Annotated in this window: 1 protein-coding gene; it reads right to left on the reverse strand. The window is 70.3% G+C overall.

Translation table 11 applies throughout. The features are described 5' to 3' along the window. Window positions 1-212, reverse strand: a 212-nt coding sequence (locus V0U35_RS13965) for an OmpA family protein (protein ID WP_330197389.1), incomplete at its 3' end; no start/stop codon positions are given. Window positions 213-387: the final 175 nt, after the last annotated feature.

The following is a 387-nucleotide window of genomic DNA, read 5'->3' on the forward strand; positions in this document are numbered from 1 at the left end:
CCCAGACGCACCATCTCGTCGCGAACGGCGCGCGAGCGGCGTTCCGAGAGACCCACGTTGTAGGAGGCCGCACCCGAACGGTCAGCGTGACCGTCAATGGCAACACTCGCCACACCGCAATTGCGAGCCTGATTGACCGCCTGGTTGATCACGGCCTGAGCCTGGCTGGTCAGGTTCGAGCGATCCCACTCGAAGTAGACCACAAAGCCCACATCGTCACACGCCGGAGGCGGCGGGGGCGGCGGAGGCGGAGGCGGCGGAGGCGGCGGCGGGGGCGGAGGCGGCGGAGGCGGCGGCGGGGGCGGCGGCGCGTTGAACACGTAGCGCAGGCCCAGCCAGGCCTCGTGACCACCCAGAGCATCCACCTGGAAGCCCGGATAGGCCAGA

This window comes from Hyphobacterium marinum (genome assembly GCF_036330325.1).
GTDB lineage: Bacteria > Pseudomonadota > Alphaproteobacteria > Caulobacterales > Maricaulaceae > Hyphobacterium > Hyphobacterium marinum.